At 55.3% G+C, this 17,568-nt stretch carries 14 protein-coding genes and 1 tRNA gene; 7 read left to right on the top strand and 8 right to left on the bottom strand.

Annotated features, from left to right (window positions below; translation table 11 throughout):
- The first annotated feature begins 92 nt into the window (after window positions 1-92).
- From RA28_RS14955 to RA28_RS14925, 7 genes are all read left to right on the top strand, one after another.
- Window positions 93-1,313 carry an OmpP1/FadL family transporter gene (locus RA28_RS14955; RefSeq protein WP_039530390.1) on the top strand — a complete coding sequence of 407 codons (1,221 nt, stop codon included), beginning with the start codon at window positions 93-95 and terminating at the stop codon, window positions 1,311-1,313.
- 100 nt (window positions 1,314-1,413) lie between these two features.
- The gene (locus RA28_RS14950) at window positions 1,414-2,310 is read left to right on the top strand and encodes a DMT family transporter (RefSeq protein WP_039530389.1); all 897 of its coding nucleotides are present in this window, start codon (window positions 1,414-1,416) and stop codon (window positions 2,308-2,310) included.
- 49 nt (window positions 2,311-2,359) lie between these two features.
- Window positions 2,360-3,232, top strand: coding sequence for a hypothetical protein (locus tag RA28_RS14945; RefSeq protein ID WP_039530388.1), 873 nt, complete (start codon window positions 2,360-2,362; stop codon window positions 3,230-3,232).
- A 38-nt stretch (window positions 3,233-3,270) separates the two neighbouring features.
- Complete coding sequence (metA, locus tag RA28_RS14940) at window positions 3,271-4,209, top strand: homoserine O-acetyltransferase MetA (RefSeq protein WP_039530387.1); 939 nt, start codon at window positions 3,271-3,273, stop codon at window positions 4,207-4,209.
- A 9-nt stretch (window positions 4,210-4,218) separates the two neighbouring features.
- Window positions 4,219-5,166 carry an alpha/beta fold hydrolase gene (locus tag RA28_RS14935; protein ID WP_039531651.1) on the top strand — a complete coding sequence of 316 codons (948 nt, stop codon included), beginning with the start codon at window positions 4,219-4,221 and terminating at the stop codon, window positions 5,164-5,166.
- A 49-nt stretch (window positions 5,167-5,215) separates the two neighbouring features.
- Window positions 5,216-6,085 carry a polyphosphate kinase 2 gene (gene ppk2, locus RA28_RS14930; protein ID WP_039530386.1) on the top strand — a complete coding sequence of 290 codons (870 nt, stop codon included), beginning with the start codon at window positions 5,216-5,218 and terminating at the stop codon, window positions 6,083-6,085.
- 90 nt (window positions 6,086-6,175) lie between these two features.
- Window positions 6,176-6,790: a TetR/AcrR family transcriptional regulator gene (locus tag RA28_RS14925; RefSeq protein WP_039530385.1), complete on the top strand. Its 615-nt coding sequence runs from the start codon at window positions 6,176-6,178 to the stop codon at window positions 6,788-6,790.
- 5 nt (window positions 6,791-6,795) lie between these two features.
- Here RA28_RS14925 and RA28_RS14920 read toward each other — a convergent pair whose 3' ends face one another.
- From RA28_RS14920 to RA28_RS14885, 8 genes are all read right to left on the bottom strand, one after another.
- Window positions 6,796-7,854: an adenylate/guanylate cyclase domain-containing protein gene (locus RA28_RS14920; protein WP_039530384.1), complete on the bottom strand. Its 1,059-nt coding sequence runs from the start codon at window positions 7,852-7,854 to the stop codon at window positions 6,796-6,798.
- Window positions 7,851-8,219 (bottom strand): group I truncated hemoglobin, encoded by a 369-nt coding sequence (locus RA28_RS14915; protein ID WP_039530383.1) that lies wholly within the window; start codon window positions 8,217-8,219, stop codon window positions 7,851-7,853. The genes RA28_RS14920 and RA28_RS14915 overlap by 4 nt, the downstream gene beginning before the upstream one ends.
- Window positions 8,220-8,329: 110 nt before the next feature.
- Window positions 8,330-9,733: an MATE family efflux transporter gene (locus RA28_RS14910; protein ID WP_039530382.1), complete on the bottom strand. Its 1,404-nt coding sequence runs from the start codon at window positions 9,731-9,733 to the stop codon at window positions 8,330-8,332.
- 566 nt (window positions 9,734-10,299) lie between these two features.
- Complete coding sequence (locus tag RA28_RS22270; RefSeq protein WP_052261472.1) at window positions 10,300-12,333, bottom strand: acyltransferase family protein; 2,034 nt, start codon at window positions 12,331-12,333, stop codon at window positions 10,300-10,302.
- A gap of 417 nt (window positions 12,334-12,750) precedes the next feature.
- A tRNA-Ser gene (locus tag RA28_RS14900) sits at window positions 12,751-12,840 on the bottom strand.
- Window positions 12,841-12,897: 57 nt separating this feature from the next.
- A complete protein-coding gene (locus RA28_RS14895) occupies window positions 12,898-15,327 on the bottom strand; it encodes a DUF3772 domain-containing protein (protein ID WP_039530381.1) in 2,430 nt (809 codons plus the stop codon).
- Window positions 15,327-16,361, bottom strand: a complete 1,035-nt coding sequence (locus RA28_RS14890; protein WP_039530380.1) for a cysteine synthase A — start codon at window positions 16,359-16,361, stop codon at window positions 15,327-15,329. Before RA28_RS14890 ends, RA28_RS14895 begins: the two co-directional genes overlap by 1 nt.
- Window positions 16,362-16,430: 69 nt before the next feature.
- On the bottom strand, window positions 16,431-17,546 hold the full coding sequence (locus tag RA28_RS14885; protein ID WP_039530379.1) for an NUDIX domain-containing protein: 1,116 nt from the start codon (window positions 17,544-17,546) through the stop codon (window positions 16,431-16,433).
- Window positions 17,547-17,568 lie beyond the last annotated feature (22 nt).

The following is a 17,568-nucleotide window of genomic DNA, read 5'->3' as shown; positions in this document are numbered from 1 at the left end:
TAAGGTTTAAGAGAGTTAATACCCGGAAACTTTGCCGGGAATACGCACAAAGCGTGGATCACAGGCAATCGGACAGTGAAAGGGAGGAATAAATGAAAAAGGCGCTGATACAAGCGTGCGCATTGTGTGTCGGGGCGTCCGCCGTACAGGCCGGTGGACTGGACCGAAGCGGTCAGGGTGTGAACATCCTGTTCGAAGAAGGCTCGGTCGTGCAGTTCCGTCTGTCGTACACCAGACCAGACGTCACAGGCTCGATGGAAGATCAGATACCGCTCAGCCCGACATTTGGCGAGACCATCGACTCGGGCAATGTCACCAACAGTTTCTGGACACCACATCTGGCGTACAAGACAGCTTTGACCGAAGAGCTGGACTTTGCCCTTGTCTATGACGAACCGTTCGGGGCCGATATCGACTATTCAGCCGCGTACCCGCTGTCGCAGAACGTTGTCGGACTGGCGGGAATTCCGGGCGCGACAACCGACGTTCTGCGCGCTAAGGCCGAAACCGAGTCGATCACCGCGTTGCTGCGCTACAAGTTTGACGGCGGCTTCAGCGTGATCGGCGGCGTACGTGCGCAACGATTGAAAGCGAGCGTATCCGTACCGATCGCAGGCGGATCGTCGACACCCTTCCCGCAAGGCGGGTATCGGGTCGAAACCGACGCAGAAATCGACTTTGGATATGTTGTTGGTGTCGCGTGGGAACGGCCTGACATCGCGGCCCGGGTCGCGTTGACCTACAACTCCAAGATCACGCACGACCTGCCGCAGACCGAAGCGAACGATGTGGTTGGCTTTACACCAACCGGTCTGGCCGCAAGCCGCGTCAGCGCGGATTCGTCCAGCGAAATCGTTTCGCCCCAGTCGATCAACCTTGATTTCCAGACGGGTGTCGCACCCAAAACGCTGCTGTTTGGTTCGATCCGCTGGGTCGACTGGCCGCAGACCGTCTATGCACCCCCGGTCTATGTCGGGCTGACCGGTGTCAACCTTGTCGACTACGAAGAGGATACGTTCACCTACTCCCTCGGTCTTGGCTACCAATTCACCGAAGAGTTTTCGGGCGCTGTGACCCTTGGTTATGAAACGTCGCAAGGCAACTCGGTCTCGAACCTTGGTCCGACAGACGGGTTCTGGAGCATTGGCCTGGGCGGCACCTATTCGTTCGAAAGAGCGAAGGTTTCGGGTGGCATCCGCTACACCGACATCGGCGATGCAACAGCGAACGGCACCGGGCCGGACAACCGCGCCACGTTCGACGGCAACAGCGCGTGGAGCGTCGGCATTCAGGTCACCTACGCCCTGGACTGATTTCGCAACCACTCTGATTTCGGGAAACCCCCGCCATACCGGCGGGGTTTTTCGCATAAAACGGGTCGCGCCGCGCGGATCGACGTGACAGACAAATGTCATGACGACGCAAAAGACACTGACGCCACAGGCCTGGGCCGAACTCACCTTGTTGGGTGTGATTTGGGGGGCCTCATTTCTATCCATTCGAATCGCACTGGACACGGTCCCGTTCATGACCTCGGTCCTGCACCGGGTGTTCTGGGCCACTTTGGTGCTGTGGGCCTACATCTTTGTAAGGCGCCTGCCCGTTCCCAAAGATCCCCGCATATGTGCGGCTTTTCTGGTCATGGGACTGCTGAACAACGTCCTGCCCTTTTCGTTGATGGCATGGGGGCAACTCTATGTCGAGACAGGTCTGACTTCGATCCTGAACGCCGCGACCGCCGTATTCGGCGTTTTGTTGGCCGCCCTGTTTTTTCAGGATGAACGACTAAGCAAAATGCGGTTTCTGGGCATAGGTCTGGGGTTTTTGGGGGTCGCAATTGCGATTGGCCTAGGGAATTTTACCAGTCTCAACCCGTCGAACCTTGGTCAGTTGGCCATCCTCTCCGGCACGTTATGCTATGCGTTTGCCGCAGTTTGGGCGCGCCTCTATCTTGGCGCCCTGCCGCCGCAAATCGCAGCCGCCGGCATGTTGACCGCCTCGACCGTTCTGATGCTGCCCCTTGCAGTAACCGTCGATGGTGTGCCGGACCTGAACTTGCCGTGGAAAACCTGGACTGCAATTGGGTACTATTCCGTCATCGCAACCGCCGGGGCGTATTTGCTGTACTACCGCGTTCTTGCGCTTGCCGGCAGCGGCAATCTGATGCTCGTGACGTTGATTATCCCACCGGTGGCAATTTTGTTGGGCAGCGTCATCCGCGACGAATCTCTGCCCCCCAATGCTTTCGCGGGGTTCGCAGTTCTCGCCGTTGGCCTCCTCATCCTCAACCGGGCAAGCAGACAAGATTGACGCCGGGTTCGGCCCGTTCTAGCTAGGGCAAAACAAGGGACGGCGAGACATGATCTATACCTCAGCTCAGGACTGGCGCGATGCAGCGCGCAAGAAAGTGTTGTTTTTCGGCATGTCCGGGCTGGGCAAGACTTATGTATCGAATATCCTTCGGGATGCAGGCGACTGGTTCCACTATTCGATCGACTACCGCATCGGTACGCGGTACATGGGCGAGTACATCACGGACAATGCCAAGACCGAGGCGATGAAAGTCCCGTTTCTGCGGGACCTTCTGCTGTCGGACTCAATTTACATCGGCTCCAATATCTCTTTCGACAATCTGACTCCGGTATCGACCTATCTGGGTAAGCCCGGCGATCCTGATCGGGGCGGGCTTGAGATGTCCGAGTATCGGCGGCGGCAGGAGCAGTTCCGACTTGCCGAAATACATGCGCTGCTGGACACCAAGTACTTCATTGATCGCGCCGAGCGCTTGTACCAATACCCCAATTTCATCTGCGATACCGGCGGGTCGATCTGCGAATGGGGGGACCCAAATGACCCCAACGACCAGATTCTGACCGAACTGTCCCGCCACACCCTGATGATCTGGATCGAGGGCGACGAGGCGCACACACAGGAACTGATCCGCCGGTTCGACAAAGCCCCTAAACCGATGTCGTACCAGGCCGAGTTCCTGAATCAGGTCTGGTCGGACTACCTGGAACAGCAGGGCTGTACCGAGACTGACGTGAACCCGGATGCGTTCATCCGGTGGACCTACGCACGGGCTTTGGCGCACCGCAGGCCCAGATACCAGGCGATGGCCGCGAACTGGGGCCTGACCATCGCGGCCAGCGACGTCAGCCAAATCCGCGATTCCGGCGATTTCGATGACGTGATCGAACGGGCCCTTGAGAACCGCGCCGCCCGCGCATAAGTTCCGAATTTCCTCAACAGCTTCAACAGTGTGACCCAATGCCTATCAAGATTCCTTCCGACCTGCCCGCTTTTGACGTCCTGACCCAAGAGGGCGTCATGGTCATGGCCGAGGATCACGCGGCCCGGCAGGACATTCGCCCGCTTCGGATCGGGTTGTTGAACCTGATGCCCAAGAAAATCCAGACCGAGAACCAGTTCGCGCGTCTCATTGGCGCGACCCCGTTGCAGATCGAGCTTTCTCTGATCCGGATGACCGAGCACAAAACCAAGAACACGGCCGCCGAACATATGGCCGAATTCTACCGTCCCTTTCAGGACGTGAAGGACAAAAAGTTCGACGGGTTGATCATCACCGGGGCCCCGATCGAGCATCTGGAGTTTCCGGATGTGACGTATTGGGACGAAATCCGCGAAGTGTTCGATTGGACGCAGACCAACGTACATTCGACCTTTGGCGTGTGTTGGGGCGGTATGGCAATGATCAATCATTTCCATAACGTCAAAAAGCACATGCTTGACGGAAAGGCCTTTGGGTGTTTCCGACACCGCAACCTGGCCCCGGCGTCCCCGTTTTTACGCGGATTTTCTGATGACTGCGTGATCCCGGTCAGCCGCTGGACCGAGATGAAACAAGCCGAGATTGACGCAACCGATGACCTGACAACCCTGCTGGGCAGCGACGATGTGGGGCCGTGCCTGATCGAAGATCCCGCGCACCGCGCGCTCTATATTTTCAACCATTTCGAATATGACAGCGATACGCTGAAGCAGGAATATGATCGGGACGTTGCAAATGGTACGCCAATCAACGTGCCAATGAACTATTACCCGGATGATGATCCCAGTCAGGTGCCGCAGAACCGATGGCGCAGCCATGCACATCTGTTGTATGGAAACTGGATCAGCGAAATCTACGAGACCACTCCGTTCGACATAGACCGGATAGGTGTGGACACAACCGATCTAAGGGCCTGAACCACCATGATGCGCGTCGCTGTCATTATTCTGATTTTGGTGGCCGCAGCGTGGGTAACGGCCTTTTGGCGGGCGTCCAAAAACGAAGCAAGGACCGAAGCAGCATTTCCGCCCGAAGGTCAGATCTTGGATGTCGGCGGAATCGCGGTTCATGCAGTGGTCATGGGGGATGGCCCGGATGTGGTACTGATCCACGGCTCCAGCGGGAACACCCGCGATATGACCTTTGCGCTCGCACCGATTCTGGCCAAGTCTTATCGTGTCATCGTTTTCGACCGCCCCGGTCTGGGTTATTCACAAAGCTTTAACCCAAGCGGTGAAACCATTGTCGAACAAGCGGAAATCCTGCAAACAGCCGCCGCGCAACTCGGTGCGGACAAGCCGATTGTCGCGGGTCAAAGCTATGGCGGTTCGGTCGCGCTGGCATGGGCCGTGACACGCCCCCAAGCGATCTCGGGCCTTGTCCTGATCGCACCGGCTGCAATTCCGTGGGAGACGCCGCTGGATGCGTTCAATACCATCGCGGCCACGCGCCTTGGTAATGCGATCGTACTGCCGTTTGTTTCCGCCTTCGTGCCGGACTGGTTTGTCGACAAAGCGCTGGATGCCGTGTTCGCCCCGCAAAAGGCGCCGGACGGCTATGCGGAACACTTCGGCCCGGGCCTGACGACCCGTCGCGCGTCAATGCACGCGAACGCCAAACAGCGCGCAAATCTACTGGTCGAAATAACCGAGCTTCAACCCCGCTACGGTGAAATTTCCGTACCCACGGAAATTGTCCACGGAACTGCCGACACAACAGTTGGGCTGGAATGGCACTCCGAACGTTTGATCGAGCAGATCCCCGGCGCAGAATTGGTTGAACTTGATAACATGGGCCACATGCCACAAGTCGTTTCGGCACCCGAAGTTGCCGCCGCCATTGACCGTGCGGCCGAGCGCGCAGGTTTGCGTTAAACCGTTCGGTAATCCATAGTAAGTTATAGATTTTATCGCGAGGCCGCCCATGACCCGTTCAAAGAAAGGCGCAATCGAAAAGTACTTTCGTGACGACGCGCCCAAAGATATCCGCAAGGCGATTGAGGACTCGAAAAAAGGCGATATCGTCAATCCCACCTACCCTTACCCGGAAAAGATGAAGACCAAGGATTATGCCGAGCAGATGGATGCTTTGCAGATCGAACTGGTCAAGATGCAATCCTGGGTCAAGGAGACGGGCCAGCGGATTGCCATCCTGTTCGAAGGCCGCGATGCGGCTGGCAAGGGCGGCACGATCAAACGGTTTCGCGAAAACCTGAACCCGCGCGGCGCCCGCAACGTGGCGCTGAGCAAACCCTCGGACGCTGAACGCAGCCAATGGTATTTTCAGCGATACATCCCACACCTCCCCTCTGCCGGAGAAATCGTCTTTTTCGACCGCAGTTGGTACAACCGGGGCGTTGTTGAAAACGTTTTCGGTTTTTGCACGCCCGAGGAGCGTGAGCGGTTTTTCCGGCAGGTTCTGCCGCTTGAAACGGGAATTGTGAACGACGGCATCCATCTGTTCAAGTTCTGGCTGAACGTCGGCCGGGCAGAGCAGTTGAACCGCTTCCTGGCTCGCGAAACCGATCCTTTGAAGCAATGGAAACTCAGCCCGATTGACATTGCGGGTTTGGAAAAGTGGGACGACTACACACAGTCGATTTCGGAAACGCTGACGCGCAGCCACACAGAGAACTGCCCCTGGACGATCGTGCGGTCCGATGACAAGAAACGCGCACGGCTGGCCGCCATTCGAACAGTGCTGACCCAGCTCGACTATGACGAAAAGAACGAAAAAGCCCTTGGCGAACCGGATCCTTCAATCAGTGGCGGTCCGGAAATCTGGGAGGCATAGCGCCTTGACGGCAAACCGTTTTTCACAGGTTGGACGTGCCTTCATGTTGGTCTATCTGTTGGCCTCTAGTAAAAGGTAGCTGACGCCAGAATGACAAAACGCGGGTATCATCACGGGAATCTGAAACAGGCCCTGATTGAGGCTGCGCTTTCCTTGATCGAAGAAAAAGGTCCCACCGGGTTCACCCTGTCCGAGGCCGCCAAGACAGCTGGCGTCACCCCCGCAGCCGTTTACCGCCATTACCACGGGCGCGAGGATCTGATCGCCGAGGCGGCGCGCCAGGGGTTCGAGATGTTTTCGGACCTGATGCAGCATGCTTATGACAAGGGGCAACCATCGGCGCTTTCGGCGTTCGAGGCGACCGGGCGCGCCTATCTGGCGTTTGCTCGCAAGCACCCCGGTCACTACATCGCGATGTTCGAAAGCGGCATTTCCCTGAACCGCACGCCCGAACTGGCGATGGCGGCAAACCGCGCCAAGGACGTTCTGGAAAAGGCCGCCGCCGACCTGTCGCGCCATATCCCGCCCGAGAAACGCCCGCCTGCGTCGATGTTCAGCGCCCATATTTGGGCCATGAGTCATGGGGTCGTCGAACTTTATGCGCGAAATACCGGGGCGACGTCACCTTTCCCTCCGGAAGACCTGCTGGAATCGGGCATCGGAATCTATTTGCGTGGCTTGGGCTTGGTCGCACCGGACGAATGACCGGGTCACAAAACCCGACTGGGTTTGGGCGTATTCAGGCGAGAGGTGACGTTGATCAACTCCATTAGCCCCATACCTTTGATATCCACAGGGCCAATATCCGTGATCTGAAACTCATCGATTAAGGCAAACTTCATCTCTGCCGGGGCCACAATGTTCATCGGGTTTGCGAAAACCTGTAGACGCGCAGCAGTGTTCACTGCAGGCCCAAAGACGTCATAGACGTATTTCTGAATTCCAACGACCGAACCGACGGCGGCCCCCATGCCAAGTCCAACCCGAGCCTGCCATTTATGTGGATGGCTTTCATTGCGCCGTTCCAGATACCGCAGAAATCTAACCGCGCAGTGGGCGACAGCGGTCGCATGATCCGGCGTAGCATCCGGCATTCCGGACACAGCAAGATAAGCATCTCCAATGGTTTTGATCCGCTCACAACCGAATTGTTCGACGATCCGGTCGAAAGCTGTAAATATGTCGTTCAACTCGCTCAGCGTAACCGTCGGGTCAGTTTTGGCGGCAAAATCCGTGAAGCCGACAAAGTCCAGCATCACGACCGAAACCTGTTCGAACAGTTGCGGTGTGACGACGCCGAAGGTCTTGAACTCTTCATATACGGCGCGCGGCATGACGTTCAGCAGCAGACGCTCGACCCGTTCCTTTTCGCGTTCCAACTCGCGTGTATTGCGTTCAACCATGGTCGAGTAACTGTCGATCATGCTTTCAAGTTCGCGGATTCGGGTGATGTTCTGGCATTCGACAACCAACACCTGCTCTTCCAGCCCATTCGCCAGGGAAACCGAAGTCGCGAAAATCAGCGTCCGACGCTTTGGTTTGATCTGCAACTCCACTGAGTAACGCAGGCCGGATTGTTTGACGTCATCCAGTTCCTTTGCGTCCAGATCAGGCAACAGGTCCAGCAACGTCTGCCCTTCCGCCGGGGTTCCGAACCATTCGGCAAACGGGCCGTTGTGAAACACGAACGTCAGGTCCGAGGCCCGCAAAACTGCAACCCCTACTCCGATGGCCCGAAGCAGGTGTTCGTTGATTGCCAGAATACTCATGCAGCATCCCGCGCGACGATAATCGAACGTTTCGACTCGATGGCACTCAGCGCAACCTCGATATCGTGAACCGCCATGCCGTGCATCTCCAACGCTTCGCTGAACAGCGCCGCCATCTCGTCGAAATGCGCGTGCGAAATATTCAGGTTCCGATGTACAGCTTCGATCCGATCGTCACTGAACGCTGCAGGCCCGCCGACCAAGGAAGAGACAAACTTGGTTTGGTGATCGATCAATCGGGGCAGGTCTATATCTTCAAAGTGAAACCCGATCTCATCGGACTCCAACGCCATCTCGTAGAAGGTCATCACGATACGACTGATGGTTTTGAACCCGCCGTACTTTTCGTAGATCGTTTGACTCACAACACTAACCGGACCGCAAATTGCAATAACACTGGAAGGTTATATCAAATTGCGAGTTTTGTTAACGGTTTTGAACCAATACGTTGCAAGCTGCGTGTCAGCGACCCTCTCTACCAGCCGCGACGGCCAAAGAGCGAGTGTATGCGTCCCTGGTCCGAGAATGGTTCAGCCGGGCGCGGGCGCGACAAGTTCGATACAACACGGTTCACCAGAAGCCATGCGATCCCGGCAAAGATGACGCCACCAAATGCCTGCCCCAATAGAACACCCGGCGCGCCTGCAAGGTGCGAACCGATCACGACAAACAACCACGTTCCAATCGTGTGTCGTCCCCAATTGATCCAAGTCGAATAAACGGGATGGCCCAGATTGTTGAAACTGGCATTTGTCACAAAGATCACACCGTTAAAGAATGAGGCCAATGCCAGCGGCCCGCAGAACAGGTAGATCAGAACCCGTGTTTCCCCCTGTGCATCGAACAGGTCTGCTATGGGCGCGCGCAGAAGGAACAGCACAGCCGCCATGGCCAGAACATAGGTGCCGGTGAATTTGATTCCTGCCAGGAATGCGGCGCGGACCCTGTCATTTTGTCCGGCGCCAAAATTCTGGCCAATGATCGGCCCGATTGCCCCGGACAGCGCGAAGATCACCGAGAATGCCACAGGCAAAAGCCGCCCGATCACCGCCATTCCCGCAACAGCGTCCGTGCCATATTCGGCAATCTCGCGCACGACGATTGCGTTGCCGATGGGCGTGGCGATATTTGTCAGGATCGCAGGGATCGCAATCGTTCTTACCGCTCGGAAATCCTGCGCAACTTTCCGAACCGACGGGCGTGAAAACCCTTTGTGCACACGCAACGCGGGCAAAAGCGCCGCGGCCAGCATGGTGACGCGCGCAATGACCGAGGCGATGGCGGCCCCGTCCAGCCCCAGTCCCACGGCAAAAATCAAAACCGGATCCAGGACGGCATTGACTACGCCACCATAAATCGTGGCCATCATCGACCGGCGTGCGTCGCCATGCGCCCTGAGAACTGCCATCGACGTCATAGCGGCCGACATGACCCACATCGTTGGCAGGATTATCGTCACATACCTGCTCGCAAGGCGCAGAACCTCGTCCTGTGCACCCAACATGGACAACAGGAAATCGACATTTGCAAGAACGGCTAAGGATACGAGAACACCTATGCAAATCCCCAAGACACCCACGCTGGACGCAAATTGCCTTGCCTCGTCAGGCCGCCCTGCGCCAAGCGACCGGGCAACCAGTGCCCCTGCCGCGATGGACAGTCCGATGTTTATGGCGTTGGTGAAAAACAAAAGCGTACCGGCATAACCGACAGCCGCGGCCAAGGCATCGTTGCCAAGCATCGAAATGAAAACCATGTCAACGAAATCGACGGCGAAGATCGCCATCAAACCAATGCTGGTCGTCAAAGACATCCGAACCACATGCCGCATCAGGCTGCCGTTCAAAAACACGGCTGTGTTTTCAGACTTTTCACCCATGCGTTTGTGATTCCTTGCCGATAGCTCTCAAAACACCCTGCATGCAGAGCCATAAACGCGGCAAGGGGTCATCACGGTTGGGCTGAACAGTAGATGATGTGGCGGAGAGAGTAGGCTCCGATTTTGCATTGGCAGAACGGCATTAAGCTATAAAGAAATTTCTAGAAACCGTTCTCATAGTGTAAGCGCTGAGTTGACGACAATGCAGCATGTCGTGGTCGTTCCTGCAATTGCGCCTATTCTCCGCAACAAACCGGTGAGCAGTATCTGGTTCAGGGAGCCGCCCGGTCGACTTTGTTCAGAGTCCCGTCGTCATAAAGTTACCTGCGGCCCTCAAGTCCCTAGAAAAAAGCGATCTCACCCGATTGAATAGCACCTAATTTGCGTCAATGGCGGGCGGCGGTCGCGTCTTTACATTGCCAATCCGATGATCCACCAGGCACCACCGTGACCAGCCCGATGACAAAACCGACAAAACTGACAGAACTCACTTGCGGACAGGTTTTGCCGGTTGTGTCGGTTTTGTCGACTACGAGAAAACATGAGACTTTCTGATTCCTGCTAGACTAATTAGTAACTGATCCCACCGAAATCATCTTGTCGATCTGATCAACAATTCTGTTATTTATTTGGTCGGCTAGTATCCAATTTGGGTGGTTGCTATCGGTGTAAAACAGTTGCTCGCTGTCATGGGCGTAGCACCAACCCTCCAACTCATACTTACAAACAAACTCATGGGGGTAGATTCTTTGCCCTTCTGGAATAGTGATTTGATCCAGTACCTCGAACGATTTGGCCGCTCGTTCCCGAAACACTTGTTCGGATACTTTTAGCGGTTCGTTCTCCATTACGCGCTCCAGTTTCCCGGGGAACACAGGACGAATTCGGTCCAAAAAATATCGTTGAGCATGAACGCCCAACTCTGGCATAGGATAGACAATTATCAACTCAGAGACCTGCGAAATGCGGTCCAACGTACGAATGAGATTCTGTTCACGGCTACCCGAGATAACGTGCTTGAAAGGTGGCCCTTCTTCAATTCTGCCTGGTCCGCCATCGTAACGGACACCGGATAAATACACGGGTGTTCGGGCAAAATATATCACAATTAAACGTTCTCTTCCCCCCATATACTCAACGGTTTTAAGACGTTCTTGAACACGCTCAAAGGTACATGTTTTTCGCCCCTTAATAGAAAACCCAAGTATTATTGGACAGCCACTAGTGGTGATTTGAATGAATTTTCCGATGTCGCGAGACAAAAGCTTGGTATAAAGATCGCTCGATAAGCTATCTGCGTGACTGTCTCCAACAATCATCACAGACACGGGCTTACTCGGGTCAATATCAAAAGTGCAAACGTCTTTAGGGTGATTATGGCATCGTTTGCCGTCATTCTCTAGTGTTCGGTAGCCAACTTCTCCTGCATATGGCCTCAAAGCTTGAGGTACACGAAAAGCAAAACCTCCAAAGTAGACCGTCATAACGCTAAAGCTTAGCACTAACGCAAGGCCAAAACTGAGACATCGTGCAAATACGCGACGGGGAATGAGATCGCGATTTCTAAACGGTCTTTCAACATACCGATAGCTTAAGATTGAGAACACAACCGTAATGGCGACCCATACTAACTTATCCACTAGGTCCTGCTGACCGCTGAGCATTCGCCCGAAAGAAAAAACCGGGAAATGCCACAGATAGAGGGAATAGCTGATTAGACCGATTGCAATCGCGGGGCGTGATGACATCAACCGCCCTAAAATACCGCGCTCCGAACCAAATGCCAAAATCAAGGATGTGCCTATCACTGACGAGACTGTGATAAAGCCTGGATGTTGAGCGATCGAATGGACCAAAAAGAGCGGCAAAATGATCATCCCTGCTCCAAGGGCGGCGAAAGCATCATACCATTTTGCTTGAAATCTTAGTTTACGCGAAACATTCAATTTTTCACTATAAGCCACAATCGAACCCGCCAGAAGTTCCCAACCTCTGGTGAATGGAAGAAAAAAACTCAGGTCTGGATCAGTTCTTGTAAAGTAGATCGCCGAGACAAAACTGGCGATCAAAAGCCCAATTAGCCAAGTAAAAAGTAACTTACGTTGCCACATAAATAGAACAAGAAGTAGCACTGGAAAAACAAGGTAAAACTGTTCTTCAACAGCCAAACTCCAAGTGTGGAGGAACGGTTCCAGGAGCGCGTCATCGGCTCCGTACTCCGTGGTTTCAAAATAGAAGAAAAAATTCGAAATGAACAGGAACGTCGCTAATACACTTGAACTTAGATCCACATAGTCGGCAGGTAGAAGAAAAAACCAGCCAATGCACAACGTGGCTATACTAACAGCAATCAACGCGGGTAAAATCCTGCGAGCCCGTCGAGCATAGAAGGCTGCAAGGTCAATCCGCCCGTTTTCATGAAGTTCAACGAAAAGGATCTTTGAGATCAGATATCCGCTGATCACGAAGAATACGTCCACTCCAAAGAAGCCGCCACCAAACAGCGGTCGGCCAAAGAGCTCCAACTTTGCGTGGTACAAAATGACGGAGACAACGGCAACTGCACGTAATCCGTCTATTTCTTTTCGATAGTGGATCAAATTTATACCACTGTCAGGTGAGGCAGAACCAAACTGTCATTACAGGTCACTCGTTCTGCCAATGGGTCAGATAGCGAAATGACTTTTGGCCTCTCTACGGTGTGTGTCTCTTCTGGCGGCTTTTCTACAGAGGTTGTCGGTGACTTGTTTTGAAAAGTTTTCAACACCATATCTACGCCTTTTGACTCAACCTATCCAAAGCAGCGCTAATCACATTACATGATCAAAGCCAAGAAATTTCTCAGTTCAAAGCTGTAAAGAAATTCCTCTATTCTTCAATGATCGCAATCGGCTCACACTTGGCAATCGCTTAAGTGAATGCACTCCAGACAATTGCGTTATGGCGGGCTAATTGGGGGATACCCGCCGATAGTGAATACAATAATCATATAAAAACAGTATCTTACAGGTATTTTGTGGCGGAGAGACAGGGATTCGAACCCTGGAGACGGTTTCCCGCCTACACACTTTCCAGGCGTGCGCCTTCGACCACTCGGCCACCTCTCCGTGCCGGCGATATTTGGACCATCGAAACGGGATTTGCAAGGCCCGAATGCAGCAGAGTTACAGCTCGTCGCCGTCACCGGAATCCAGGTCCGTTTCCGTCATTTGAACCGGGTCGGATTGCGTTTGATCAGGCGTGGTATCCAGAGTGCCCGCAGGCTTTGGCGTTCTGCCCTCGCGTAGAACTTCGGCGTTTCGCAACCAGATGTCCCGCTGCGCAAACGGGATTTCGATACCTTCTTCGACAAAGCGGCGGTTGATCTCGTGGTTCATGTCGGACTTGACCGACAGCACCCAATTTACGTCGCGCAGGATGGCACGAATTTCAAAATCCAAGGAATCTGCTCCGAACCCCTGGAAAACCACGCTAGGGGCTGGGTTGGCCAAAACCATGGGATGCCCGTTTGCAATCTCGCCCAAGATGGTCTCGACCTTGCGGGTGTCGGTGCCGTACGCCACCCCAACCGGAACGATCACGCGCCCGATCGTGTTACCCCGCGTATAGTTGGTCACCACGCCGCTTATCAGGTCTGAGTTGGGAACAATGACATCCGATCGGTCAAAGGTTTCAATCCGCGTTGACCTGACCGAGATGTCGCGCACGTATCCCATCATGCCATTCACATCGATCCAGTCCCCTTTCGAGATTGGCCTTTCGACCAGCAATATGATGCCAGAGACAAAATTCGAAACGATGGTTTGCAGCCCGAAACCGATACCAACAGACAAGGCACCCGCCACGATGGCGAGCGAGGACAAATCAAACCCGGCCACCATGATCGCGCAAAGCGCGGCTAGAAAAATACCGACATAGCCAGTGCCCGCAACAATTGCGTTCTGACCGCCGGGATCGATGCTGGTCTTGGGCAGCAGCGAGTTCCGCAATCCGCCCTGCAACAGCCGCGTGAGCGTGTAACCGATGACAAAGACCGCAACGAAGGTCAGAAAATTACTGGGCGAGATTGTTACGCCGCCGACGTTAAAGCCCAAAAGCAGCCGCGACCACGCCTCAAGCAGGTCGGTTTCCCGTGCGCCCCAATACAGGGCCAAAACAGGGATAGAAAGGATCGCCAGCGCAAACCCAATCAGGACCGAAAACAGAGAGTCCCGCGCAGCCTCGCCCTGCCCCGTGATCCAGCCGTACAGCATGCTGAAGAAGCGTTGCAGGATCACCAGCGCAGCGATAAGGACCAAAGTTTTAACCGTTGGGAAAACGATTGCTTCCGCTGCGTTGATATAGCCAAACGCCGCAAGGATCGGCGACACGATACCCAACAGGAACAAAGCGCGACGCAGGAACTCTATGACCTGATAGATGCTGGCGGCGCGTGCATTCGATTCCACATCTGCTTGTTCGGCCAGACGGGCGGGTTGCCTGACCTGCCTGACCCGAAGCAGCAGCAGCGCCGTAGCGACGATCACCGGGAACGAGACAACGGCACGGGTCGCGTCCGAAATGTTCTCGATCTGCTCAAACAAGATCGCCAGTTCGTGCAAGATCAACATCATCGCCAGCAGGTCGATGTAGACGCGCAGTTCCGTGATCTTGGCGGCAGACAAACGATTGAAATTCTGCGCGGCCCCCATCAGGTAGATCTGCCGACCGATCCAGTCATAGAAAAAGACAATCGCAGCCCAATAGGGAATGTTCTGGATCAAGAGCGTTCCGCGCAGGCCCGGAACGCCTGTCATGATAATGGCCTGCACCAGAACCCACACGCCCAGCCACGGCAGTAAAATGCGAAACAGCGAGATCACAAAGGTCCATACGCCGCTGCCACGACCGCCAAGCTTGCGAAGATAATCCCCACCGACCTCGGACCAGCGACGTCCGTAAACCAGCAGCACACCGGCGATCACGACCAAAAGCAAAATGCCCAAGCCGCGCTGGTGCAATTGCTCTCGTGCCACGTCTGTCTGCAGGTTCTTGATCGTCTCGTTGGCCAGCGCCCGAACAGCTTCCTGCACGTCGACCCATGCAGGTTTCCAATAGACTGGGTTAAGTGGAGACGGACCGCGCTCCAACAACTCTTTCTTTTGGCGGTCCCGAATGATCCTGTCGATTTCGCTGATCAGACCGTTGGCGCGGCTGTATGCCTCTTCCGAGATGATCCGGGGAACGCGAAGACTGTTGAGTTGTTCGTTCAGATGCGAGCGCAACTGCGCGATATCTTCAGGCTCGGATGACCCTTCTTCGGGTTTTGGGCCCAGCGCCTTCAGCTGCCCTTCCAAGGTTTGGATTCTGTCGGTATTGGCGCTGCGGGCGACGTTAAAGTCTTCGCGGTAATCGTTTATTTCCGAACGCAGATTTTCCAAGGCGGCATCCGAAGCCCGATTGGCCTCGATCACCGACTCGGCGCGGTCCGCCGTGCTGAGCCACCCCTGGTAGTAGTCGCTTTGGCGATCGGTAAGTTGCGCCGAGGCCGCACCCGCAAGGCTGATCAGGCAAACCGCGATCAGCGCAAGAAACAGGCGGACCTGGCGCGGCATCACACGTCCTCAAACACGCCGGGAATACTGCGGGGGGCCTCGGTCATCCAATCTGGTACCGGCAGGTCTTTTTCGCGCAGGAACTCGGGGTTGAACAGTTTCGACTGATAGCGCGTGCCATAATCGCACAGGATCGTCACGATTGTGTGCCCGGGTCCCAGGTCCTTGGCCAGGCGAACGGCCCCCGCCATGTTTATCGCGGTCGAGCCGCCCATGACCAATCCCTCTTCGCGCAGAAGGTCAAAGATGTATGGCAGCGCCTCATTGTCCGTCATCTGGTACGCAAAGTCAGGTTTGAAGCCTTCGAGGTTCTTGGTGATGCGGACCTGCCCGATGCCCTCGGCGATCGAGCCGCCCTCCATCGCAATTTCGCCCGTCGTGTAGTAGGAATAGAGACCAGCGCCCATCGGGTCGACAAGAGCCACCTTTACGCCTTTTGGCTGCAACGCGTCGGCCACGCCCGCCAATGTCCCACCCGAGCCTACGGCACACACGAAACCATCCACTTTGCCCTCGGTCTGTTCCCAGATTTCCGGCCCGGTCGTCTCGACATGCGCTTGACGGTTCGCCACGTTGTCGAACTGATTGGCCCAAATCGCGCCATTGGGTTCCGTCTGCGCCAATTCTTCGGCCAGACGACGGGAGTAGTGAACGAAGTTGTTGGGATTGCGGTACGGCGCGGCCGGGACTTGCACAAGTTGCGCACCGGCAAGCCGCAACATGTCCTTCTTTTCTTCCGACTGCGTCTCGGGGATCACGATTACTGTTTTAAAGCCCATCGACGCACCGACGAGGGCCAAACCGATACCGGTGTTGCCTGCCGTCCCTTCGACAATCGTGCCACCCGGTTTCAATTCACCACGCGCCACCGCGTCGCGAATAATATACAGCGCGGCACGGTCTTTGACCGATTGTCCCGGGTTCATGAACTCGGCCTTGCCGAGAATTTCGCAGCCGGTCTCTTCGCTGATGCGGCGCAGGCGGATCAACGGCGTTTTTCCGACTGCGTCGGCAAGGTCTCGTGCAATGCGCATGGCGCCCTCTTGTCATTTGGTATCGCTGAAGATTTACAGGTGCCCCGCCCCGACCACAAGCGGGGATAGTCAGGTCCGCAAACGTTCGCGATGACGCGCGAGCCAATTCGCCAGTGTCAAAAGCTGGAGATTTTTGAAAGCATTGCGATCCACCAAATCCATAAACTCGTCAAATGGCAGAATTTTGCTTCGAATATCCTCGCCTTCATCGGCGACGCCGCCGCTGTCGGTCGTCTCGGTCAACTCGGCCAGTCCCACATACAGATGGGCGAATTCTGTCGAAGAGCCGCTGGATGAATAGGCCCCGCCCGCATACTCCAGCGCTGAAAGATCGATATGTGCCTCTTCGCGGGATTCGCGGATTGCGGCCTGTTCCGGTGTTTCTCCGGGATCAATCATTCCGGCAACAGCTTCCCACATCCACGGTTCCGGATCGTCGATCATGAACACCGGCGCGCGGAATTGTTCCACAATCATAACGACATCTCGCACCGGATCGTATGGCAGCACAACGACGACACTGCCCTGCATCAGAGCGTTGCGGCTAAGCGTGGGGCCCATTGAACCGTCATAGCGGCGGTACTGCAAATCGACCTCTTCCATCGCAAAGTAGTTGATATACGCCCGTTGACGCTGATGGACGACAATGTCCGCGTCAGAGGTTTGCGAAGGGCCTTTTTGGCGTTCCTGCGCGGCCAAACGCGCCCAGGCGCGGGACCGAATTGCGGGAAAACTGCGCGCGATAACCTGGCTTTCCACCCGACCGTAGTGGGCCATAACCTCATCCGCAGCACAAACCGTCACGGGCCCCCATACGCTGGCCCATTCATCCAAAGACCATGGCTTACCCGGTGTCCAAACGCCCGGTGCCGGAAAGAACACCTCGGCCTGCAAAACTCGACCGTCAGTAGTCAACAGGTCGCGAGGTTCCAACGCGTAGTCAAAGCCACCCTCATAAAAGGCCAGACGGTTCAGATCATTTTCGTCAAGCCCATGAGCGATGATGCCTTGCGCGGTGCTGCCGGGCTCGGCCACAATCATAGGAAAAAAGTGATCCTTGACGGAATAGACCGCGTGATCAGGCAACACGGTTTCCGTTACGGACAACTCGCCAATCGGGCGTCCCATAACCAGTTCAAGCAACGGCTTGTGCCGCAGCGTCCCATAAAAAAACAGATCAGACACTTTTTGAAGTTCCTTGTGCAGC

The sequence above is a fragment of the Ruegeria sp. ANG-S4 genome (assembly GCF_000814005.1).
Lineage (GTDB): Bacteria > Pseudomonadota > Alphaproteobacteria > Rhodobacterales > Rhodobacteraceae > Ruegeria.
This window is presented reverse-complemented; position numbering and strand designations above follow the sequence as displayed.

Excerpts from the sequence above, each read along its gene's own strand:
- RA28_RS14955 (WP_039530390.1), top strand. The coding sequence starts at position 93 with ATGAAAAAGGCGCTGATACAAGCGTGCGCATTGTGTGTCGGGGCGTCC.
- RA28_RS14950 (WP_039530389.1), top strand. The coding sequence starts at position 1,414 with ATGACGACGCAAAAGACACTGACGCCACAGGCCTGGGCCGAACTCACC.
- RA28_RS14945 (WP_039530388.1), top strand. The coding sequence starts at position 2,360 with ATGATCTATACCTCAGCTCAGGACTGGCGCGATGCAGCGCGCAAGAAA.
- metA (WP_039530387.1), top strand. The coding sequence starts at position 3,271 with ATGCCTATCAAGATTCCTTCCGACCTGCCCGCTTTTGACGTCCTGACC.
- RA28_RS14935 (WP_039531651.1), top strand. The coding sequence starts at position 4,219 with ATGCGCGTCGCTGTCATTATTCTGATTTTGGTGGCCGCAGCGTGGGTA.
- ppk2 (WP_039530386.1), top strand. The coding sequence starts at position 5,216 with ATGACCCGTTCAAAGAAAGGCGCAATCGAAAAGTACTTTCGTGACGAC.
- RA28_RS14925 (WP_039530385.1), top strand. The coding sequence starts at position 6,176 with ATGACAAAACGCGGGTATCATCACGGGAATCTGAAACAGGCCCTGATT.
- RA28_RS14920 (WP_039530384.1), bottom strand. The coding sequence starts at position 7,854 with ATGAGTATTCTGGCAATCAACGAACACCTGCTTCGGGCCATCGGAGTA.
- RA28_RS14910 (WP_039530382.1), bottom strand. The coding sequence starts at position 9,733 with ATGGGTGAAAAGTCTGAAAACACAGCCGTGTTTTTGAACGGCAGCCTG.
- RA28_RS14895 (WP_039530381.1), bottom strand. The coding sequence starts at position 15,327 with ATGCCGCGCCAGGTCCGCCTGTTTCTTGCGCTGATCGCGGTTTGCCTG.
- RA28_RS14890 (WP_039530380.1), bottom strand. The coding sequence starts at position 16,361 with ATGCGCATTGCACGAGACCTTGCCGACGCAGTCGGAAAAACGCCGTTG.